Origin of the sequence: Streptomyces sp. NPDC087859 (assembly GCF_044742595.1) — a bacterium.
In the GTDB taxonomy this organism is placed as follows: Bacteria; Actinomycetota; Actinomycetes; order Streptomycetales; family Streptomycetaceae; genus Streptomyces; species Streptomyces canus_F.
Genome location: NZ_JBIUUU010000011.1, coordinates 53492 through 70301 on the forward strand (window position 1 = coordinate 53492; position 16810 = coordinate 70301).

General features: G+C 71.2%; 17 protein-coding genes and 2 pseudogenes. 9 read left to right on the forward strand and 10 right to left on the reverse strand.

What is annotated here, in order from left to right; all coding sequences use genetic code 11:
- Window positions 1-53: 53 nt before the first annotated feature.
- Together ACIOHP_RS26735 and ACIOHP_RS26740 are read right to left on the reverse strand one after the other, a co-directional pair.
- Complete coding sequence (locus ACIOHP_RS26735; RefSeq protein WP_401891548.1) at window positions 54-1937, reverse strand: rhamnogalacturonan lyase; 1884 nt, start codon at window positions 1935-1937, stop codon at window positions 54-56.
- 59 nt (window positions 1938-1996) lie between these two features.
- Entirely contained in the window at window positions 1997-2947 is a 951-nt protein-coding gene (locus ACIOHP_RS26740; protein ID WP_401891549.1) for a helix-turn-helix transcriptional regulator, read from the reverse strand.
- Window positions 2948-3009: 62 nt separating this feature from the next.
- Between ACIOHP_RS26740 and ACIOHP_RS26745 the strand changes: the two genes are divergently transcribed.
- Together ACIOHP_RS26745 and ACIOHP_RS26750 are read left to right on the forward strand one after the other, a co-directional pair.
- The gene (locus ACIOHP_RS26745) at window positions 3010-3489 is read left to right on the forward strand and encodes a hypothetical protein (RefSeq protein ID WP_361541080.1); all 480 of its coding nucleotides are present in this window, start codon (window positions 3010-3012) and stop codon (window positions 3487-3489) included.
- Window positions 3486-3947, forward strand: a complete 462-nt coding sequence (locus ACIOHP_RS26750; protein ID WP_401891551.1) for a hypothetical protein — start codon at window positions 3486-3488, stop codon at window positions 3945-3947. Before ACIOHP_RS26745 ends, ACIOHP_RS26750 begins: the two co-directional genes overlap by 4 nt.
- Here ACIOHP_RS26750 and ACIOHP_RS26755 read toward each other — a convergent pair.
- Window positions 3931-4674: a class I SAM-dependent methyltransferase gene (locus tag ACIOHP_RS26755; protein ID WP_361541086.1), complete on the reverse strand. Its 744-nt coding sequence runs from the start codon at window positions 4672-4674 to the stop codon at window positions 3931-3933. The two genes, ACIOHP_RS26750 and ACIOHP_RS26755, sit on opposite strands and share 17 nt — an antisense overlap.
- 1 nt (window position 4675) lies before the next feature.
- Window positions 4676-4981, reverse strand: a complete 306-nt coding sequence (locus ACIOHP_RS26760; protein ID WP_307023883.1) for a 4a-hydroxytetrahydrobiopterin dehydratase — start codon at window positions 4979-4981, stop codon at window positions 4676-4678.
- Window positions 4982-5099: 118 nt separating this feature from the next.
- Here ACIOHP_RS26760 and ACIOHP_RS26765 point away from each other — a divergent pair, with 118 nt between their 5' ends.
- Window positions 5100-5897: a helix-turn-helix domain-containing protein gene (locus tag ACIOHP_RS26765; protein WP_401891553.1), complete on the forward strand. Its 798-nt coding sequence runs from the start codon at window positions 5100-5102 to the stop codon at window positions 5895-5897.
- Here ACIOHP_RS26765 and ACIOHP_RS26770 read toward each other — a convergent pair.
- The gene (locus ACIOHP_RS26770; protein ID WP_401891554.1) at window positions 5879-6304 is read right to left on the reverse strand and encodes a hypothetical protein; all 426 of its coding nucleotides are present in this window, start codon (window positions 6302-6304) and stop codon (window positions 5879-5881) included. The two genes, ACIOHP_RS26765 and ACIOHP_RS26770, sit on opposite strands and share 19 nt — an antisense overlap.
- Before the next feature lie 239 nt (window positions 6305-6543).
- Between ACIOHP_RS26770 and ACIOHP_RS26775 the strand changes: the two genes are divergently transcribed.
- From ACIOHP_RS26775 to narI, 6 genes and pseudogenes are all read left to right on the forward strand, one after another.
- Complete coding sequence (locus tag ACIOHP_RS26775; RefSeq protein WP_401891556.1) at window positions 6544-7407, forward strand: helix-turn-helix domain-containing protein; 864 nt, start codon at window positions 6544-6546, stop codon at window positions 7405-7407.
- Between the two features lie 101 nt (window positions 7408-7508).
- Window positions 7509-8330: an SAM-dependent methyltransferase gene (locus tag ACIOHP_RS26780; protein ID WP_361541098.1), complete on the forward strand. Its 822-nt coding sequence runs from the start codon at window positions 7509-7511 to the stop codon at window positions 8328-8330.
- 84 nt (window positions 8331-8414) lie between these two features.
- Window positions 8415-9065 (forward strand): annotated as a pseudogene (locus ACIOHP_RS26785) (nitrate reductase subunit alpha); the annotation flags it as partial.
- Window positions 9061-9723 (forward strand): annotated as a pseudogene (narY, locus tag ACIOHP_RS26790) (nitrate reductase subunit beta); the annotation flags it as partial. The pseudogenes ACIOHP_RS26785 and narY, both read left to right, overlap by 5 nt.
- Window positions 9723-10217 carry a nitrate reductase molybdenum cofactor assembly chaperone gene (gene narJ / locus ACIOHP_RS26795; protein ID WP_401891557.1) on the forward strand — a complete coding sequence of 165 codons (495 nt, stop codon included), beginning with the start codon at window positions 9723-9725 and terminating at the stop codon, window positions 10215-10217. The pseudogene narY and the gene narJ, both read left to right, overlap by 1 nt.
- A 66-nt stretch (window positions 10218-10283) precedes the next feature.
- Window positions 10284-10868, forward strand: coding sequence for a respiratory nitrate reductase subunit gamma (gene narI, locus ACIOHP_RS26800; RefSeq protein WP_401891876.1), 585 nt, complete (start codon window positions 10284-10286; stop codon window positions 10866-10868).
- A 4-nt stretch (window positions 10869-10872) separates the two neighbouring features.
- On the opposite strand, the gene ACIOHP_RS26805 is transcribed toward narI, so the two are convergent.
- The 5 genes from ACIOHP_RS26805 to ACIOHP_RS26825 all read right to left on the reverse strand — a co-directional run bounded on the left by ACIOHP_RS26805 (window position 10873) and on the right by ACIOHP_RS26825 (window position 16589).
- Window positions 10873-11094 carry a hypothetical protein gene (locus tag ACIOHP_RS26805; protein WP_401891558.1) on the reverse strand — a complete coding sequence of 74 codons (222 nt, stop codon included), beginning with the start codon at window positions 11092-11094 and terminating at the stop codon, window positions 10873-10875.
- A 90-nt stretch (window positions 11095-11184) separates the two neighbouring features.
- Window positions 11185-13062 carry a molecular chaperone DnaK gene (gene dnaK / locus ACIOHP_RS26810; RefSeq protein WP_401891560.1) on the reverse strand — a complete coding sequence of 626 codons (1878 nt, stop codon included), beginning with the start codon at window positions 13060-13062 and terminating at the stop codon, window positions 11185-11187.
- 150 nt (window positions 13063-13212) lie between these two features.
- Window positions 13213-13641, reverse strand: a complete 429-nt coding sequence (locus ACIOHP_RS26815) for an OsmC family protein (RefSeq protein WP_266820753.1) — start codon at window positions 13639-13641, stop codon at window positions 13213-13215.
- Between the two features lie 49 nt (window positions 13642-13690).
- Window positions 13691-15505, reverse strand: coding sequence for a hypothetical protein (locus ACIOHP_RS26820; RefSeq protein WP_401891561.1), 1815 nt, complete (start codon window positions 15503-15505; stop codon window positions 13691-13693).
- A 22-nt stretch (window positions 15506-15527) separates the two neighbouring features.
- Window positions 15528-16589, reverse strand: coding sequence for an ATP-binding protein (locus ACIOHP_RS26825; RefSeq protein ID WP_401891562.1), 1062 nt, complete (start codon window positions 16587-16589; stop codon window positions 15528-15530).
- Window positions 16590-16810 lie beyond the last annotated feature (221 nt).

Below are 16810 nucleotides of genomic sequence, written 5' to 3' on the forward strand. Positions count from 1 at the left end.
CCGCGCACGAGGAGGCCCCGTCCGATCACGGACGGGGCCTCGTCGTGGGTCGGTCAGGGCGTGTATACCGTCGGCCGCGGTGCCGTGGGCATGCCGTTGCCGATGAAGAAGCTCGGGTGCGGGGGCTGGTTGTAGGCGGTGTTCTGCCAGGCCAGGCCCGTGCGGTACATGGTGTCGTGGAGCAGGGTCGTGATCTTCGTGGTGGTCTCGTACGGCGTGGAGTAGATCCGCAGGGCCGTGTTGTCGGAGGTCGGCCAGACGACCTCCTCGCGCCAGTCGCCGAAGAGGTCGCCGGACAGCGACGGGGTGGCCTTGGTGCTGTTGTTGGAGTGGACGCTCGCGCCGGTCAGCAGGCGGGTGTCGGAGGAGGTGCCGTACTTGTCGATGTGGGTGCCGTCGAGGAGTTCGCGGGTGGTGTCGCCGTCCCACCAGGAGAGGAAGTTGACCGACGACGGTTCGCGGCCCTTCGTCGCGCCGCCCTCGTCGCGGATGGACGAGTCGGAGGCGGACCAGACCTCCGCGCCGTCGTTGCCGGCGTAGATGTCACCCGCGACGCCACGGCCGTTGTCGCAGCAGGCGGCCAGCTTCCAACGGACCGCTCCTGTCGCGGGGTTGATGTAGAGCTCGGCGGGCTGGGAGGCCGACTCCGAGACCTTGAAGTACTCCAGGCCGGACGTCGACGGGTCCAGGTCGCCCAGATGCTGCGCGTCGCCGTGGCCCGTCTTCGTGGTCCACAGACCGTTGCCGTTGTCGTCGACGGCCATCGCGCCGTACACGATCTCGTCCTTGCCGTCGTTGTCGACGTCCCCGACGGACAGACTGTGCGAGCCCTGACCGTCGTACCCCTTGCCGGAGTTGGTGGAGGAACTGGTGTCGAAGGTCCAGCGGCGGGTGAAGGTTCCGTTGCGCCAGTCCCAGGCCGCGAGCACCGAACGGGTGTAGTAGCCCCGCGCCATGATCAGCGAGGGCCGGGCGCCGTCCAGATACGCCGTGCCCGCGAGGAAGCGGTCGACGCGGTTGCCGTACGCGTCTCCCCACGAGCTCACCGTGCCGCGGGCCGGCACGTAGTCGACGCTCTGCATCGCCTTGCCGGTCTGGCCGTTGAACATGGTCAGGTACTCGGGTCCGGACAGGACGTACCCGCTGGAGTTGCGGTGGTCCGCCGATGAGCTGCCGATCACCGCGCCCGTCCCGTCGACGGTCCCGTCCGCGGTCTTCACGGCGACCTCGGCCTTGCGGTCGCCGTCGTAGTCGTACACCTGGAACTGTGTGTAGTGCGCGCCGGAACGGATGTTGCGGCCCAGGTCGATGCGCCACAGCCGGGTGCCGTCGAGCTTGACGCCGTCGAGGATCGTGTTGCCGGTGTAGCCGGACTGGGAGTTGTCCTTGGCGTTGGTGGGCTGCCACTTCAACACGAAGTCCAGCGCCCCGTCACCGTCGAGATCCGCGACGGAGGCGTCGTTGGCCTCGTAGGTGTAGGCGACGCCGTCGGGGGTGGTACCGCCCGCGGGCGGGCTGATCGGTACGTCCTTGTAGCCGGTGCGGAACTGGATCGCGTGCACCGAGTCGGCCTGCTCCGCACCGCCGACGATCGCGCGGACCGTGTAGTCGGCCTGGGAGGGGGCGCCGGAGTGGAAGTAGTTGGTGGAGCCGGTGACGGGCGTCGAGTTGACCTTCGTACCGGCCCGGTAGACGTTGAACGACACGTCGTTCGGGTCGGTGCCGAGCCAGCGCCAGCTGACCAGGTTGCCGGCGTCGGTGTGGACGCTGACGACGCCGCGGTCGAGTGCCTCCACCTGCCGGGCGGTCGCGGCCTCGGCCGTGCCGGTGGCGAGCTGGGTGAGGCCGGCGGCGACGAGCGCCGTGGCGGCGGTGAGCGCGGACAGGACGGCCCTTCGTCTGCGGCGTGGGGGCGGCTGCGGGTGCGGGTGCTGCACGAGACGTACCTCCTGGGAGGACGGACCGGGGGTCCGTGAGGACGTGCGGATTCCGTTCCTCAGTGGCCGCCGCGCGCGCCGGGGTTGCCGTACATTTCGGCCAGTTCCGCCGCCGTGCGGGCGAGCCGCTCGCGCAGCTCGGGCGGCTGGAGGACCTCGATGTCCGTGCCCATGCGCAGGAACTCCCCGAGGGCGTGGTCGACGGACTCGATGGGGACGGTGGCCACAGTCCCCCCGTCGTCGTCGGCACGGACGTCGGCCGCCCTGGCGAGCGTCACGCCCGGCGCCAGCCGCACCACCGCCTCGCCCCGGTACAGCCGCTCGTGGAAGTCCCGCTGGTGGGCCGCCCAGTACGCGGCCAGGTCGAAGTCGTCGGGACGCGTGAACTCTCCGTCCGCCACGGCGAGTTCGAGAATCTGGTCGACCCGGAAGGTGCGCGGCCCCGGTCCCGCGACGACGTACCAGCGCCCCGCCTTCAGCACCAGCCCGTACGGTTCCAGCCGACGCTCCACATCGGTCGGCGCACGCCATCGACGGTATACGATATTCAGTACACGGTTGTTCCACACCGCGTCGGCGACCGTCGGCAGATACGGCGTCTCCTCCGCCTCCGCGTACCAGCCGGGTGCGTCCAGATGGAAGCGCCCGCTGATCCGGTCGGCGTGCGCCCGCAGCTCCACCGGCAGCGCCGCCCGCACCTTGAGCTGCGCCGCCGCCAGCACCGAACCCAGCCCGAGCTCGGCGGCCGGACCGGGCACGCCCGCGAGGAACAGCGCCTCGGCCTCGTCGGCGGTGAGCCCGGTCAGACGGGTGCGGTAGCCGTCGAGCAGGCGGTACCCGCCGGCGTGGCCCGCGTCGGCGTACAGCGGGACCCCGGCCGCGCTCAGCGCCTCCACGTCCCGGTAGACCGTACGCACCGACACCTCCAGCTCCTCCGCGAGCTGGGCGGCGGTCATCCGCCCCCGGGTCTGGAGCAGGAGCAGGATCGAGACGAGCCGACTGGACTTCACCACCACAGAATCCCAGACTTCACTGACAGAGGATGTCAGTGAAGCGGTCCTAGCGTCCCGGCATGAGCTTCACCGAGAAACTCCTCACCGTCCCCCCACCCATCGAGGTGGCCGGCCGGCACATCAAGCGCTACCACGTCACCGCCGACCCGGCGGGCATCGCGCCCGACGTGGAGAAGGCGGCGTACGAGATCCTCCCGGAGCTGCTGCCGGAGCCGGACGACACCCCGCCCGCGACCTTCGTCGTCCTGCACCGGGGCGGCGACGACGGCGCCTACCTCAACGCCTACAGCTGGGTGTGGGACAACGTCCTGCACTTCCGCGGCGCCTGTGCCGGGCAGCCCGTGCTCGGCTGCCCCGACCGCGACCCCACCCACTTCATCAGGCCCGACCTGCCCTGGATCGGCTGTGTCTGGGAGCTCCCGCCGATCCTGCACGAACGGGACGCCTGGGTGCGGCATCTGCTGGCCCCCGAAGTCCCGGACCTGGCCGCCTACTTGACCGACTCCCTGCCCGGGGGAACCACGGGGGACCGCACATGAGCAGCCCGCACGACTTCGACTTCTTCCACGGCGAGTGGCAGGTTCTCAACCGCCGCCGCACCGACTTCCTCGACCCGGCCGGCGCCTGGGAGGAGTTCCGGGCGACCAGCCGCTGCTGGCCGCTGTTCGACGGCGCCGCCAACGTCGACGAGATCGACATGCCGCATCTCGGCGCGAAGGGAGCGACCCTGCGGCTGTTCGACCGGGAGAGCGGGCAGTGGTCGCTGAACTGGGCCTCCAGTCGCAGCGGCACCCTCTTCCCACCGGTCTTCGGCCGGTTCGACGGCGACCGCGGCGAGTTCCACGGCGACGACCGTCACGACGGCAAGGACGTGCGGGTCCGCTTCGTCTGGTCCGACGTCCGCGACACCGGGGCCCGCTGGGAGCAGGCCTTCTCGCTCGACGGCGGGGGCACCTGGCTGACCAACTGGGTCATGGAGTTCACCCGGGCTTCCTGAAGGCCCGCAGCACGAACACCGGGTCGGCGCGCGGCCGGTCCTGGTCCGGCAGGGCTTCGAGGCGGGCGGCGAGCGTGTCGGTGCGCGGGTCGCCAGGCGGCAGCAGGGTGAACCAGCCGCGCCGCAGATCGGCTGCCGTACGGCGAGGGCTGCGGCCCTGCCCCCGGCCCGGAAACCGGGCCCGCCCGGCGTCGACCAGGCCCTGTGCGGCGGCGTACGCCTCGACGCGGGGCTCGGCGTCCGGGGCGGGCCGGCGGGGACGCGGGGCGAGGACGGCGTCGATGTCGCTGCCGACGTCGTGCGCGGCGGCCTTGTCGACGGTGGTGACGTACACACCCCCGGGCCGCAGCACCCGCGCGCACTCGGCGACGATGCTGCGCACGTCCTCGGCGTCGTCGACGAGATGCAGCAGCCACACACTGGTCACCGCGTCGAACACCCCGTCGGGGAAGGGCAGCCGGCGGCTGTCCGCGAGGACGATCGTCCCCGGCAGCCGGGCCGCGGCCATCCGTGCCATGCCGTACGTCAGGTCGGCGCCCGCCACCCGCAGCGCGGGCCGTGCCCTCGCGAGCCGCCGGGTGACGATCCCGGTGCCGCAGGCCACGTCGAGCAGGCGGCGGGCGCCCTCGGGGACGAGGCCCAGGACGGCGTCGGCGGCCGCGGCGGCGCGAGGTTCGCCGCCGCGGGTGATGTCGTAGGCGTCGGCCTCCTTGTCGTAGTCCAGCACCTCACCGGGCTCCGTGGCCGGGGGCGAGCGCCTCCACCCTCTGCGCGAGTTCGAAGTCCTTCTCGGTCACCGCGCCGCCCACGCTGTGCGTGTTCACGGTCAGGGACACCGTGTTGTAGCCGAGCGTGAGGTCGGAGTGGTGGTCGAGCTCCTCCTGGACCCGGGCGATGTGGACGACCATCGCCGTGGCCGCGAAGTGCGAGGACAGACGGTAGGAACGGGCAAGGCGGTCCCCGTCGAGCGACCAGCCCGGCAGTTCCGCGAGCCGGTCCTCGATGTCCTTCTGCGACAGCGGTTCGAGGGGCATGACGCTGCTCCTTCCTGGACTGCGGATTCTCCTTCAGCGTGCCACACGGAGCCCACCGAAGCCCTGGTCAGCCGGGTTCTCTTCCCCGGTGTGCCCCTTCGTCGTCTACGGTCCTCGTATGACCACCACTGCCGCCGACAAGGGCGTCGGCCCCCTGCTGCGGGCCTGGCGCGAGCAGCGCCGGGTCAGTCAGCTGGAGCTGGCGCTGCGGGCCGACTCCTCCGCCCGGCACATCAGCTTCATCGAGACGGGCCGCTCCCGGCCGAGCGAGGAGATGGTGCTGCGGCTGGCCGAGCATCTGGACGTCCCCGTGCGGGAGCGCAACGCGCTGCTGCTGGCGGCGGGTTACGCCCCGCGCTATGCGCAGACCCCGCTGGACGACCCGGCGCTGGATTCCGTACGGACGGGCATGGAGCGGCTGATCCAGGGCTACGAGCCCTATCCGGCACTGGTGTTGGACGCGATGTACAACGTGCTCGCGGCCAACCGGGGCATCCTCATGCTGCTCGACGGCATCCCGGAGTCGCTGCTCGAACCCCCGCTGAACGCGATGCGGCTCACCCTGCACCCCGAGGGCATGGCCCCCCGGATCCGCAACCTCGGTGAGTGGCGCGGGCATCTGCTCGCGCAGATGGAGCGGCAGATCGCGCTGCACCGCTCGCGGCCGCTGCGGGAGCTGTACGAGGAGGTGGCGGCGTATCCCGTGCCGGACACCGGTTCCGGTGAACCGCTGGAGGAGGCACCGTACTTCGCGCTCCCGATGCTGATCGAGCACGAGGGCCGGGTGCTGTCGTTCATCTCCTCCATCTCCACCTTCAACACCCCCATGGACGTGACCGTCGCCGAGCTGGCCATCGAGACGTTCCTCCCGGCCGACCCGGCGACGGTCAAGTACCTTCAGTCACTGATGTCCTGACGGGCCTTCAGCCCCATGTACTGGAGGACGGCGAACCCCGCGACGGTGAAGGCCTGCACGACGGTCCACACGGCGCCCGCCGTCGAAGGGGTGAGCCACAGGGCCAGGGCGAGACAACTCACCGTGGTCCAGGCGAGGTTGATCTCGACGACGGCCCGGACCGGCAGCGCGGCGGGCCGGGCCCGGGAGGCCAGCAGGGCGACGGCCGCGGCGTACACCGCCAGGAATGCCCCGAGGGCGAGCAGCAGCGTGGAGCCGACCCCCAACAGGCGGCCCAGCGGCCCGGAGAGGGCCAGGTAGGCGAGGGCGTTCGCGCCGGTGACGACCGCGTCGAGGGCGAGGAAGCGCCGCAGCGCGGTGTGCGGGTCGCCGGTGCGGACAAGAGCGGACAGCTGGGTGGCGGACATGGCGAATCACCCTCCGACGGGGTCGATTTGGGGCTGTGAGGAACGGCGGGACCCGGGTTCCGGACCGGAGTGCGCCGGCCCGGAACCCGGTGTCACCACGATCCCGCCCCGGGCCCGGCCGGTCGATTACCCCTGACGTCATGCCACACGTGGCGAGCGCCTCACCCCGGACCCTGTGAGACCGACGGCGGAACATGACACACTGCCCTGCGTACTTCGGCGCGTAGGGGAGGCGTGGCGTGAGTGAGCGGCGGCCTGCGCCCACCGTGGGTCAGGTGGTGCTCGGCAGACGGCTCCAGGAGTTGCGGGAGGCGGCCGGGCTCAAGCGCGAGGAGGCCGCGAAGGTCCTCCGTGTGGCGCCCGCGACCGTACGGCGCATGGAGATGGCCGAGGTCGCGCTGAAGATCCCCTACGTGCAGCTGCTGCTGTCCACGTACGGCGTCGCGGAGGAGGAGACGGACGCCTTCGTCGCGCTGGCCGAGGAGGCGAACCAGCCGGGCTGGTGGCAGCGGTTCCACGATGTGCTGCCGGACTGGTTCAGCCTGTACGTGAGCCTGGAGGGTGCCGCCCGCCTCATCCGCTCCTACGAACCGCACTTCGTGCCCGGCCTGTTGCAGACCGAGGCGTACGCCCGCGCCGTCATGGAGGCGGGCACGATCGCACAGCTGGGCTCCGACACCATCGAGCGGCATGTGTCCCTGCGGATGACCCGGCAGCAGCTTCTGGAGAAGCCCGATCCGCCCCACCTGTGGGTGATCATGGACGAGACGGTGCTGTGCCGGCCGGTCGGGCAGGGCGGCGAGATCATGCGGGAACAGCTCGACAGACTCCTGGAGTTCGCCGAGCGCGACCGGGTCACCCTGCAGATCGCGGAGTTCGCCGCGGGCCCGCACCCGGGGACGTACGCGCCCTTCTCGCTGTTCCGTTTCGCCGAGCCGGAACTGCCCGACATGGCGTTCACCGAGTATCTGACCGGCGCCCTGTACCTGGACTCGCGCGCGGAGGTCTCCGCGCATCTGGAGGTCCTGGACCACATGACGGCGCGCGCCGCGTCGGCCGAGCGCACCAAGAAGCTCCTGCTGGAGCGCCGCGCGACCTATTGAGCCACGCACCACTCGGGCCGCGCACGGCAACCTTCCCGCCCTCCCCCGACGACTCCCGAGCAGACCCCGTCAGGCACCGCGCACCGAGGAGAAGACACCGCATGACCGGATCCGGATCCGAAGCCGCGCCCACCACCGTCGACACCAGCCGGCCGCATCCGGCGCGGGTGTACGACTGGTGGCTGGGCGGCAAGGACAACTACCCGGTGGACGAGGCGCTGGCCCGCAGGATCCTGGCGTCGGACGGCACCGCGGTGCGCGGGGCGCGCGCCAACCGCCGGTTCATGCACCGGGCGGTGCGGACGGCCGCCGAGGCCGGGATCCGCCAGTTCCTGGACATCGGCACCGGCATCCCCACCGAGCCGAACCTCCACCAGGTGGCCCAGGAGGTCGCCCCCGAGTCGAGGGTCGTGTACGCCGACAACGACCCGATCGTCCTCAGGCACGCCCAGGCACTGCTGCACAGCGCCCCCGAGGGCGCCACGAACTATGTGCACGCCGACGTCCGGGACCCCGGCACCATCCTGCGGCTGGCCGCGGAGACCCTGGACTTCGCGCGGCCCGTCGCGCTGTCCCTGGTGGCGCTCACCCACTACCTGGACGACGAGCCCGACGGCGACGACGTGTACGGCTTGCTCGCGCGGTACGTCGCCGAGCTCGCGCCCGGCAGCTTCGTGATCCTGTCCCAGGTCACCCCCGACCTCAGCCCGGAGGCGATCGCCAAGGCCACGGAGCACTTCCGGGCCGGCGGCACACCGTTCCACCCGCGGTCGCTGGCGGAGTTCTCGCGGTTCTTCGACGGTCTGGAGCTGCTCGGCCCCGGCGTGATCCCGGTCTCCGGCTGGCGCCCCGGCCCCGAGGACGTGGCCGCCCAGGCGGAGGGCATCGTGCCGGTCTACGCGGGGGTCGCCCGCAAGGCGTGACCTGACCCGAACGGGTGTCGCCGACGGGTGCGCTCCCCTGCCCAGCCCTAGCTTCGAGAGGCACGGGCAAGCAAGGGAGCGCATGTGACCGACACCCAGACACCGCCCTTGGAGCCGGGTGCGGCGCTGCTGCGGGCCGGTAGGTTCTTCCGGCCCGGCACGCCCTCGTCCGACCTGCACAGCATCGGGCTGACGGGTGGCCGCGAGGCGGACGCCTTCTACCGCGACCGCTGGAGCCACGACAAGGTCGTGAACTCCACGCACGGCGTGAACTGCACGGGTTCGTGCCGCTGGAAGGTGTATGTCAAGGACGGCATCATCACGTGGGAGACCCAGCAGACCGACTACCCGGGCGTCGGCCCCGACCGCCCCGAGTACGAGCCGCGCGGCTGCCCCCGGGGCGCCGCCTTCTCCTGGTACACGTACTCCCCCACCCGGGTGCGCCATTCCTACGTCCGCGGTGTCCTGCTCGAGATGTACCGCGAGGCCCTCGGCCGTCTCGGCGACCCGGTCCTCGCCTGGGCGGACATCCAGGACGACCCCGAGCGCCGCCGCCGCTACCAGCGGGCCCGCGGCAACGGCTTCTCCCCCATCCCCGCGATGTCGATGGTGTCGCACGCGGCGGGCGCCCGGTTCCACTCCCTGATCGGCGCCCCGATGCTGTCGTTCTACGACTGGTACGCCGACCTGCCCGTGGCCTCCCCGCAGGTCTTCGGCGACCAGACCGACGTGCCGGGCCGGGATCCCGTACGACTGGATGGAGGCGGCCCGCCGCTCCCCCGTGCGGGCGCTGATCAGCACGTACAAGGTGGCGCTGCCCCTGCATCCGGAGTACCGCACCATGCCGATGGTCTGGTACATCCCGCCGCTGTCCCCGGTGGTGGACGCGCTGACCGAGACCGGTCACGACGGCGAGGACGCCCAGAACCTCTTCGGCGCCATCGACACGCTCCGCATCCCGCTGGAGTACCTCGCGGAGGTCTTCACCGCGGGCGACACCGCCCCGGTGCGGTCGTCCCTGGAGAAGCTCGCCGCGATGCGCGCCCACTTGCGCGCGATCAACCTCGGCGAGGAACCGGACCCGTCGGTCGCGGAGGCCGTCGGCATGAAACCCGAGGAGATCGAGGAGATGTACCGGCTGCTGGCGATCGCCAAGTACGAGGACCGCTATGTCATCCCGACCGCGGCCGTCGGTGACGCGCGCCGGCTGGAGGAGTCGGCGATCCCGGACGACTGCAGCCTCGCATACGACGGCGGCCCGGGCATGGGCGGCGACGGGCCGTTCGGCCAGGATTCCGGCCGCAAGCTGCTGCCGGTGGTGTCCGTGGAGAACTTCCACGGTCTGCGCAGACGCCAGACGTCCGACGACCCGGCCGACGCCGAGGAGGTCTGATGCCCTCGTACGCCGTGCTGTACCAGGCAGCCGCGCTCTGTCTGACGTACCCCGACGACGACTTCCGGGCCCGGCTGCCCCTGCTGCGCGAAGCGGCCCCGCAGCTGCGGGAGTTCGTCGACCACGCGGTTCTCACCCCGCCGCAGGAGCTGGCCGCGCACTATGTCCAGGTCTTCGACTTCAAGAACCGGCACAGCCTCTACCTGAGCTGGTGGCAGGACGGGGACACCCGCCGGCGCGGTATGTCGCTGGTCCGCTTCAAGGAGGTCTACCGCGCCGCAGGACTGGAGTTCACCGGCGAGGAACTGCCCGACTTCCTGCCCGCGGTCCTCGAGTTCGCGGCCCGCACCGGCAGCACCGACCTGCTCACCGAACACCGGGACGGCCTGGAGCAGCTGCGCTCCCGGCTCACCGCCTGCGGCACTCCGTACGCGTCCGTGCTGAACGCCGTATGCGCCGCACTGCCGACCGCACACACCGGGGCGCGCTCATGAGCACACTTCTCTGGGGCGCCCTGCCGTACGTCGTCCTCGCAGGTCTACGAGTCGAAGCTGCTGAACATCGCCTCGCCGGCGTTCCATTACGGCATTCTCTTCGTGCTGGCCGGGCACCTCGTGGGCCTGTTCGTCCCGATGTCGTGGACGGAGGGCCTCGGGGTCGGCGAGCACGCGTACCACCTGCTCTCGCTCTACGGCGGCACGGCGGCCGGGCTGCTCACGGTCGGCGGGATCCTGTTGCTCGTATACCGTCGACGGACCAAGGCGCCCGTCTTCCGGGCGACGACCGCCAACGACAAGCTCATGTACCTGGTGCTGCTCGGCGCGATCGCGATGGGCATGATCGCCAAGCTCACCCACGCCTCCGGCGACGGCTACAACTCCCGCGAGTCCATCGGCCCCTGGGCGCGCAGTCTGTTCACCCTCCGGCCGGACATCGACCGGATGGAGGGGGTGCCGGTGCTGTACCAGATCCACGCGGTCATCGGGATGGCGCTGATCGCGTTCATTCCGTACAGCCGGCTGGTGCACATGTTCAGCGCGCCGGTGCAGCACCTGTTCCGCCCGTATGTCGTGTACCGCAGCCGCGACCCCAGGCAGTTGGGGCCGCGGCCGGAGCGGCGGGGTTGGGAGAAGACGGGCGCGTAGTCCGTCAGCCGCCGTCGACGTGGCCGGCCGGGGCGGCGCCGCCGTCGTAGTGGCCGTCCGTGCTGCTGTCGTGGTGGCCGGCCGGGGCCGCCTCCACGGAGAAGTCCCGGTTCTCCGGGGCGTCCACGACCCCGTGCACGCCCGCGGCGGCCGCCCCTGCCAGCAGCGCCCCGGCCGCCAGAGCCGCCAGCCTTGTGCGCCGCTTCCCGCTGTCGTCCATACTCACGTCCCTCCGTGAAGTCCGTTACCACCGACCAGCATTGAGGGCCGGGGCCGCTCAGGCGAGGTGGAACGGAGCATCTTCACAAAGGGAATCTCAGGCCGCGCCGCCCTTCCGGCCCTTGTCGTCCTTCTCGTCATCGACGATCTCCGCGTCCACCACGCCTTCCTCCTCCGGCGACTCGGACGACGCCGACTGCTCCTGACCGGCGGCCGGTTCGGACTGCGCCTGGGCGTACATCGCCTGGCCCATCTTCTGGCTGACGGTGGCGAGTTTCTCGACGCCGGTGCGCAGCGCGTTCGTGTCGGCGTTCTGCTCCAGGAGCGTCTTCAGCTCCGAGATCGCCGACTCCACCTCGGACTTGGTGTCGGCGGGGACGCGTTCGTCGTTGTCACGGATGAACTTCTCGGTCTGGTAGACGAGTTGCTCGGCGTGGTTGCGGGTCTCGGCCGCCTCCCGGCGGTTGTGGTCCTCCTCGGCGTACTGCTCCGCCTCCCGCATCATGCGGTCGATGTCGTCCTTGGGCAGGGCCGAGCCGCCGGTGACCGTCATCTTCTGTTCGCGGCCGGTCGCCAGGTCCTTGGCGGAGACGTGCATGATCCCGTTGGCGTCGATGTCGAACGCGACCTCGATCTGCGGAACGCCGCGCGGCGCGGGCGGCAGTCCGGTCAGGTCGAAGACGCCCAGCTTCTTGTTGTACGCGGCGATCTCCCGCTCGCCCTGGTACACCTGGATGCCCACCGAGGGCTGGTTGTCGGTCGCCGTCGTGAAGATCTCCGAACGACGGGTCGGGATCGTGGTGTTGCGCTCGATGAGCTTGGTCATGATGCCGCCCTTGGTCTCGATGCCCAGGGACAGCGGGGTGACGTCGAGCAGCAGGACGTCCTTCACGTCGCCGCGGATGACACCGGCCTGGAGGGCCGCGCCGACGGCGACGACCTCGTCCGGGTTGACGCCCTTGTGCGGGTCCTTGCCGGTGAGTTCCTTGACGAGGTCGGTGACGGCGGGCATCCGGGTCGAGCCGCCGACGAGGATGACGTGGTCGACCGCGGAGAGCTTGATGCCGGCGTCCTTGACGGCTTGGTGGAAGGGGGTCGTGCAGCGGTCGAGCAGATCGGCGGTCAGCTCCTGGAACTGGGCGCGCGTCATCTTCTCGTCGAGGTGCAGGGGGCCCTCTGCCGAGGCCGTGATGTAGGGGAGGTTGATCGTCGTCTCCGACGAGCTCGACAGCTCGATCTTGGCCTTCTCGGCTCCCTCCCGAAGCCGTTGCAGCGCCATCTTGTCCTTGCCGAGGTCCACGCCGTACTGCCCCCGGAACTTCTTCACCAGGTGCTCCATGACCCGCTGGTCCCAGTCGTCGCCGCCGAGATGGGTGTCGCCGTTGGTGGCCTTGACCTCGATGACACCGTCGCCGATCTCCAGCAGGGAGACGTCGAAGGTGCCGCCGCCGAGGTCGAAGACGAGGACGGTCTGCTCCTCGCCCCGGTCCAGGCCGTAGGCGAGCGCGGCGGCCGTCGGCTCGTTGATGATCCGCAGCACGTTCAGGCCCGCGATCTCCCCGGCCTCCTTGGTGGCCTGGCGCTGAGCGTCGTCGAAGTACGCCGGGACGGTGATCACCGCGTCGGTGACGTCCTCGCCGAGATAGGACTCGGCGTCCCGCTTCAGCTTCTGCAGGACCCGCGCGGAGAGCTCCTGCGCCCGGTAGCGGGTGCCGTCGACATCCCCCTGGTCCGGGAAGCGCCAGCTCCCGTCCCCCATGTACCGCTTCACCGAACGGGCCGTCCGCTCGACGTTCGTCACCGCCTGCCGTTTGGCGACCTCCCCGACGAGCACCTCGCCGTTCTTGGCGAAGGCCACGACCGACGGTGTGGTCCTGGCCCCCTCCGCATTGGCGACGACTGTGGGGTCGCCGCCCTCCAGGACGGCCACCACGGAGTTCGTGGTCCCCAGATCGATCCCGACCGCGCGTCCCATCGCTGTCCCCTTCCGCCAGGGCACTTCCCGGACTCCAGCACAAAACTTGAGTGGGCTGTTGTCAATGCCGCGTACCCATGCCGGGTACCCGGAAAAGGGCGCTGCCGCGCCCCTCGCGAGGGGGACGCGGCAGCGCGGGACGTACGGATGTCAGGCGAGCTTCGCCGACAGGGTGATCGGTACGGCCTTGAGGGCCTGGCTGACGGGGCAGTTCACCTTGGCCTGCTCCGCCGCGGCGACGAAGCCGTCCTCGTCGAGGCCGGGGACGGTGCCCTCGACGGTGAGGTGGATGCCGGTGATGCCCTCGCCCGGCTGGAAGGTGACGTCGGCGGAGGTGACGAGCTTGGTGGGCGGGGTGCCGGCCCCCGCGAGGGCGTGCGAGAACGCCATCGAGAAGCAGCTGGAGTGGGCGGCCGCGATCAGCTCCTCGGGGCTGGTCTTGCCGTTGGCCTCCTGCGTGCGGGCAGCCCACGTCACCGGCTGCTCGGCGATGGCGCCGGAGGAGTCGAAGGTGACGACTCCGTTGCCCTCGAGCAGGTTGCCTTCCCAGACGGTGTGTGCGGAGCGCGTGGTAGCCACGGTCAGTCCTTTCGTGTGGTCCCGGTTCCGGGTGGTGCACCCCATCCGATCACACTCGGGCGCGGCTCACCCTGAAGACCGGCCCGCGCGGGCTGAAGGGCAGCCGCGCGCCCTCCGGGACCAGATACGCGTGTTCGCGCCGCACCCTCAGCACGTCGCACCAGCCGTCCGTGATCACCAGCACGGGCGCGCCGGGCGGGAAGTCGTCGGCACGGTGCAGCAGGTCGATCCCGGGCTGCAGGACCGTACCGCCGCGACCGCGCACCCGGACCCGGCCCGCGATCTCGGTGACCGGCAGATACCCGGCGTCGTAGGGGGCCGCGTCGCAGAACACGACGCGCGCCGCCGGTACGTCCCGGGCCTCGGCGTACGAGGCGATCGCGCCGAGCGCCTTGCCGAGCAGGGTCCGGTCCATGGACCCGGAGGTGTCCAGGACGACGCCGAAGGTGCAGCGGGCGATCTCCTCGGGCGGGAAGTACCGGCCCGCGCGGGGGATGTCGGGGGTGGACGACTGACGGCGGGAGGGGCGCGCGTACGTCCGCAGCGGCTCCGGGCGGGGCACGAACTCGTCGAACCAGCGGGCCAGTCGGGCGTCCCACGGCAGCGGCGGGTGGCTGAGCGTGCGGATCTCCTCGACGAGGCCGCCGGGCAGGAACCCGCGCGCCTGCCGCTGGTGCAGGTCCAGGCCGTGGCCGAGGCCGCGGCGGTAGAACTCGTCGAGGTCGACGTAGTCCCGGGGCGAGCCGAGCGGGCCGCCGAGGACGTCGCCGAGGCCCTTGCCACGCAGGGTGCCCAGGCGGCGCATCCGGCGCAGGTCGCCGGCGATACGGTCGTAGACCTCCTCCGCGGACAGGTCCTTCAGCCCGGGGTCGTGGAGCAGCCCGTCGGGCATGGTGCCGACCTGCATGTCGGCCAGCCAGCCGTTGATGACGTAGTCGCAGGCGACGTTGAACAGGTACGGGTCGCGGGTACCGCAGCGGTCGCCGTGCCGCAGGGCGGCGTGCAGCATCTCGTGGGCGAGGACGAACCGCCATTCCTCGTCGTCGAGTTCGCGCAGCGGGTTGATGTAGATCTCGGCGAGTTCGGGGTTGACCGCGGCGACGGAGATGTCGTGGGCGCGGGCCAGTTCGGCGTCGGCGACCAGGGTGATGCCGGCCGCGATGCCGCCGAGCAGCGGGTAGGAGGAGACGAACCAGCTCAACGCCCGTTCCCACGGCTGGAGCCGGGTGGAGCCGCCGCCCATCGACGCCCGGCGGCCGCCCGCCACGTCCATGGCGGCGGCGACGGTACGGGTGAGGGCGTGCGCGAAGTCCAGCTGCCAGTCCTTCGGGGCGCCGCCCGTCCACACGTCCCAGCGCACGAGCAGTTGGTCGGGTTCACGGCCCGCCGTGCCGCAGTGCTCGTACACGGGCGGGATGCCGTCGCGGCGCCAGCGGGCGGCGAGCTGCTCCTCGTCGCCGTCGGGGTAGGACGGCGGCAGGTCCTCGGGGGTGCGGCCGACGGGGAAGCCGAGCAGGAAGCGGTTGACGACGGCGCAGCGGGCGGCCAGCTCGAACCGGTCGGGCTGGGTGCGGCGGCCCTCCTTCGCCGGAACGTGTCCGAAGCCGAGGTGGATGATGGCGTGGGCGACCGCCCAGGCCCAGTCGACGGGGTCGGCGCGCCGGGTGGGGTGGACGTGCAGGGTGCCGTCGGAGTCGACGCGGACCAGCCCGGAGGCGGGCGAGTGGGGGCAGTCCTCCTTGCGGCAGGTGCTGAACCCGATCGCGGCGAGGGCCCGGTTGGCCCGCACCAGCCGCAGTCCCTCGGCGAAGGCCTCGGCCGCGAGGTCCTTCTTCGCCGGCTTCGCGGCGCGTGTACGGCTCACCGCCACGCCCCCTTCGTACGGCTCACTGCCGCGCCTCCACCAGCCGCGGCATGTCACGGGCCGCCTCGACCAGGAACCAGGCGGGCAGCAGCGGGTTGCCGTCGGTGTCCGGGGCGATGACGCTCTGTGCGACCTCCACCGAGATCTCGGCGAGCTGCACGAGCAGCGACTTGGCGCGGTACGCCGTCTGCTGAGCGGACGCCGACAGGTGCTCCTTGCTGGCGGGAAGCTCCTTGACCAGACGGCCGCGGAAGGACTCGGCGAGGTAGTACAGGAGGTCGCGGTCCTCCAGGCGGTGCGGCCAGCGGGCGTCGCCCTTGATGATCGCCTCGATGCCGTACTGGCCGCGCACGATCTTGACGTAGCCGCAGAACGCGACGGCGTGCGCGGGGGTCAGCGTGCCGTGCGCGATCACCTTCAGCGTCTCCTCGTCGAGGCCGCGGCCGAAGGAGTGCAGGGCGTCGGAGAGCATGTGCCAGGAGCGGGGCGTGGAGAACGGCTCCTCGGTCTTGGGCGGCTTGGACCACAGGTGGTCGGGCCGGTCGATGAGGTGGTCCAGGACCCAGGGGTGGATGCCGTTGCCCGCGGCCCAGACGAGCCAGTCCTTCGCGGAGGCCTCCAGATGGACGTGGGCGAGCCGGTTGACCAGCGCGGAGGCGATGGGGCGGGCGAGGGCGTTGTCGGTGGCGCGGTTGCCTGCGCCGATCACGATCGAGCCGGCCGGGAGGTCGTAGCTGCCGATACGGCGGTCCAGGACCAGCGAGTAGAACGCCTTCTGCACATCCGGGGTGGCCGCGTTGAGCTCGTCCAGGAACAGGCAGTACGGCTCGTCGCGGGCGATCGCCTCCGGCGGGCAGAACACCGAGCGTCCGTCACGGATCTGCGGCACGCCGATCAGGTCCTCGGGAGCGAGCTGGGTGCCCAGCAGACTCACGCACTCCAGCCCCAGGGACTCGGCGAACTCCCGTACCAGGGAGGACTTTCCGATGCCGGGGGCGCCCCAGATGAAGACCGGCCGCACGGTCGCGAGACCGAGCAGCAGCTCCGGGATCCGGGCGGGAGTGACGGTGACGGCAGCCTGCACGCAGTGGCTCCAGGAGATGTTCGAGAAGGGCGCGCTGGTGCGCGGGGTCCGATGCGAACAGTGTGTGTGCCGCCGCTGCGGGACGCACACGATTTTCCGGGCCCGCGGCGCGAGGGGCGTACCACCGGAGCCGCTCACGGGTGGGACGGGGAGGCGCGTGCGGGGCGCGCGGCAGTGACCGGAATGTGCCCTGGGCAAACCCGTGCCGCGGTGACACGGTG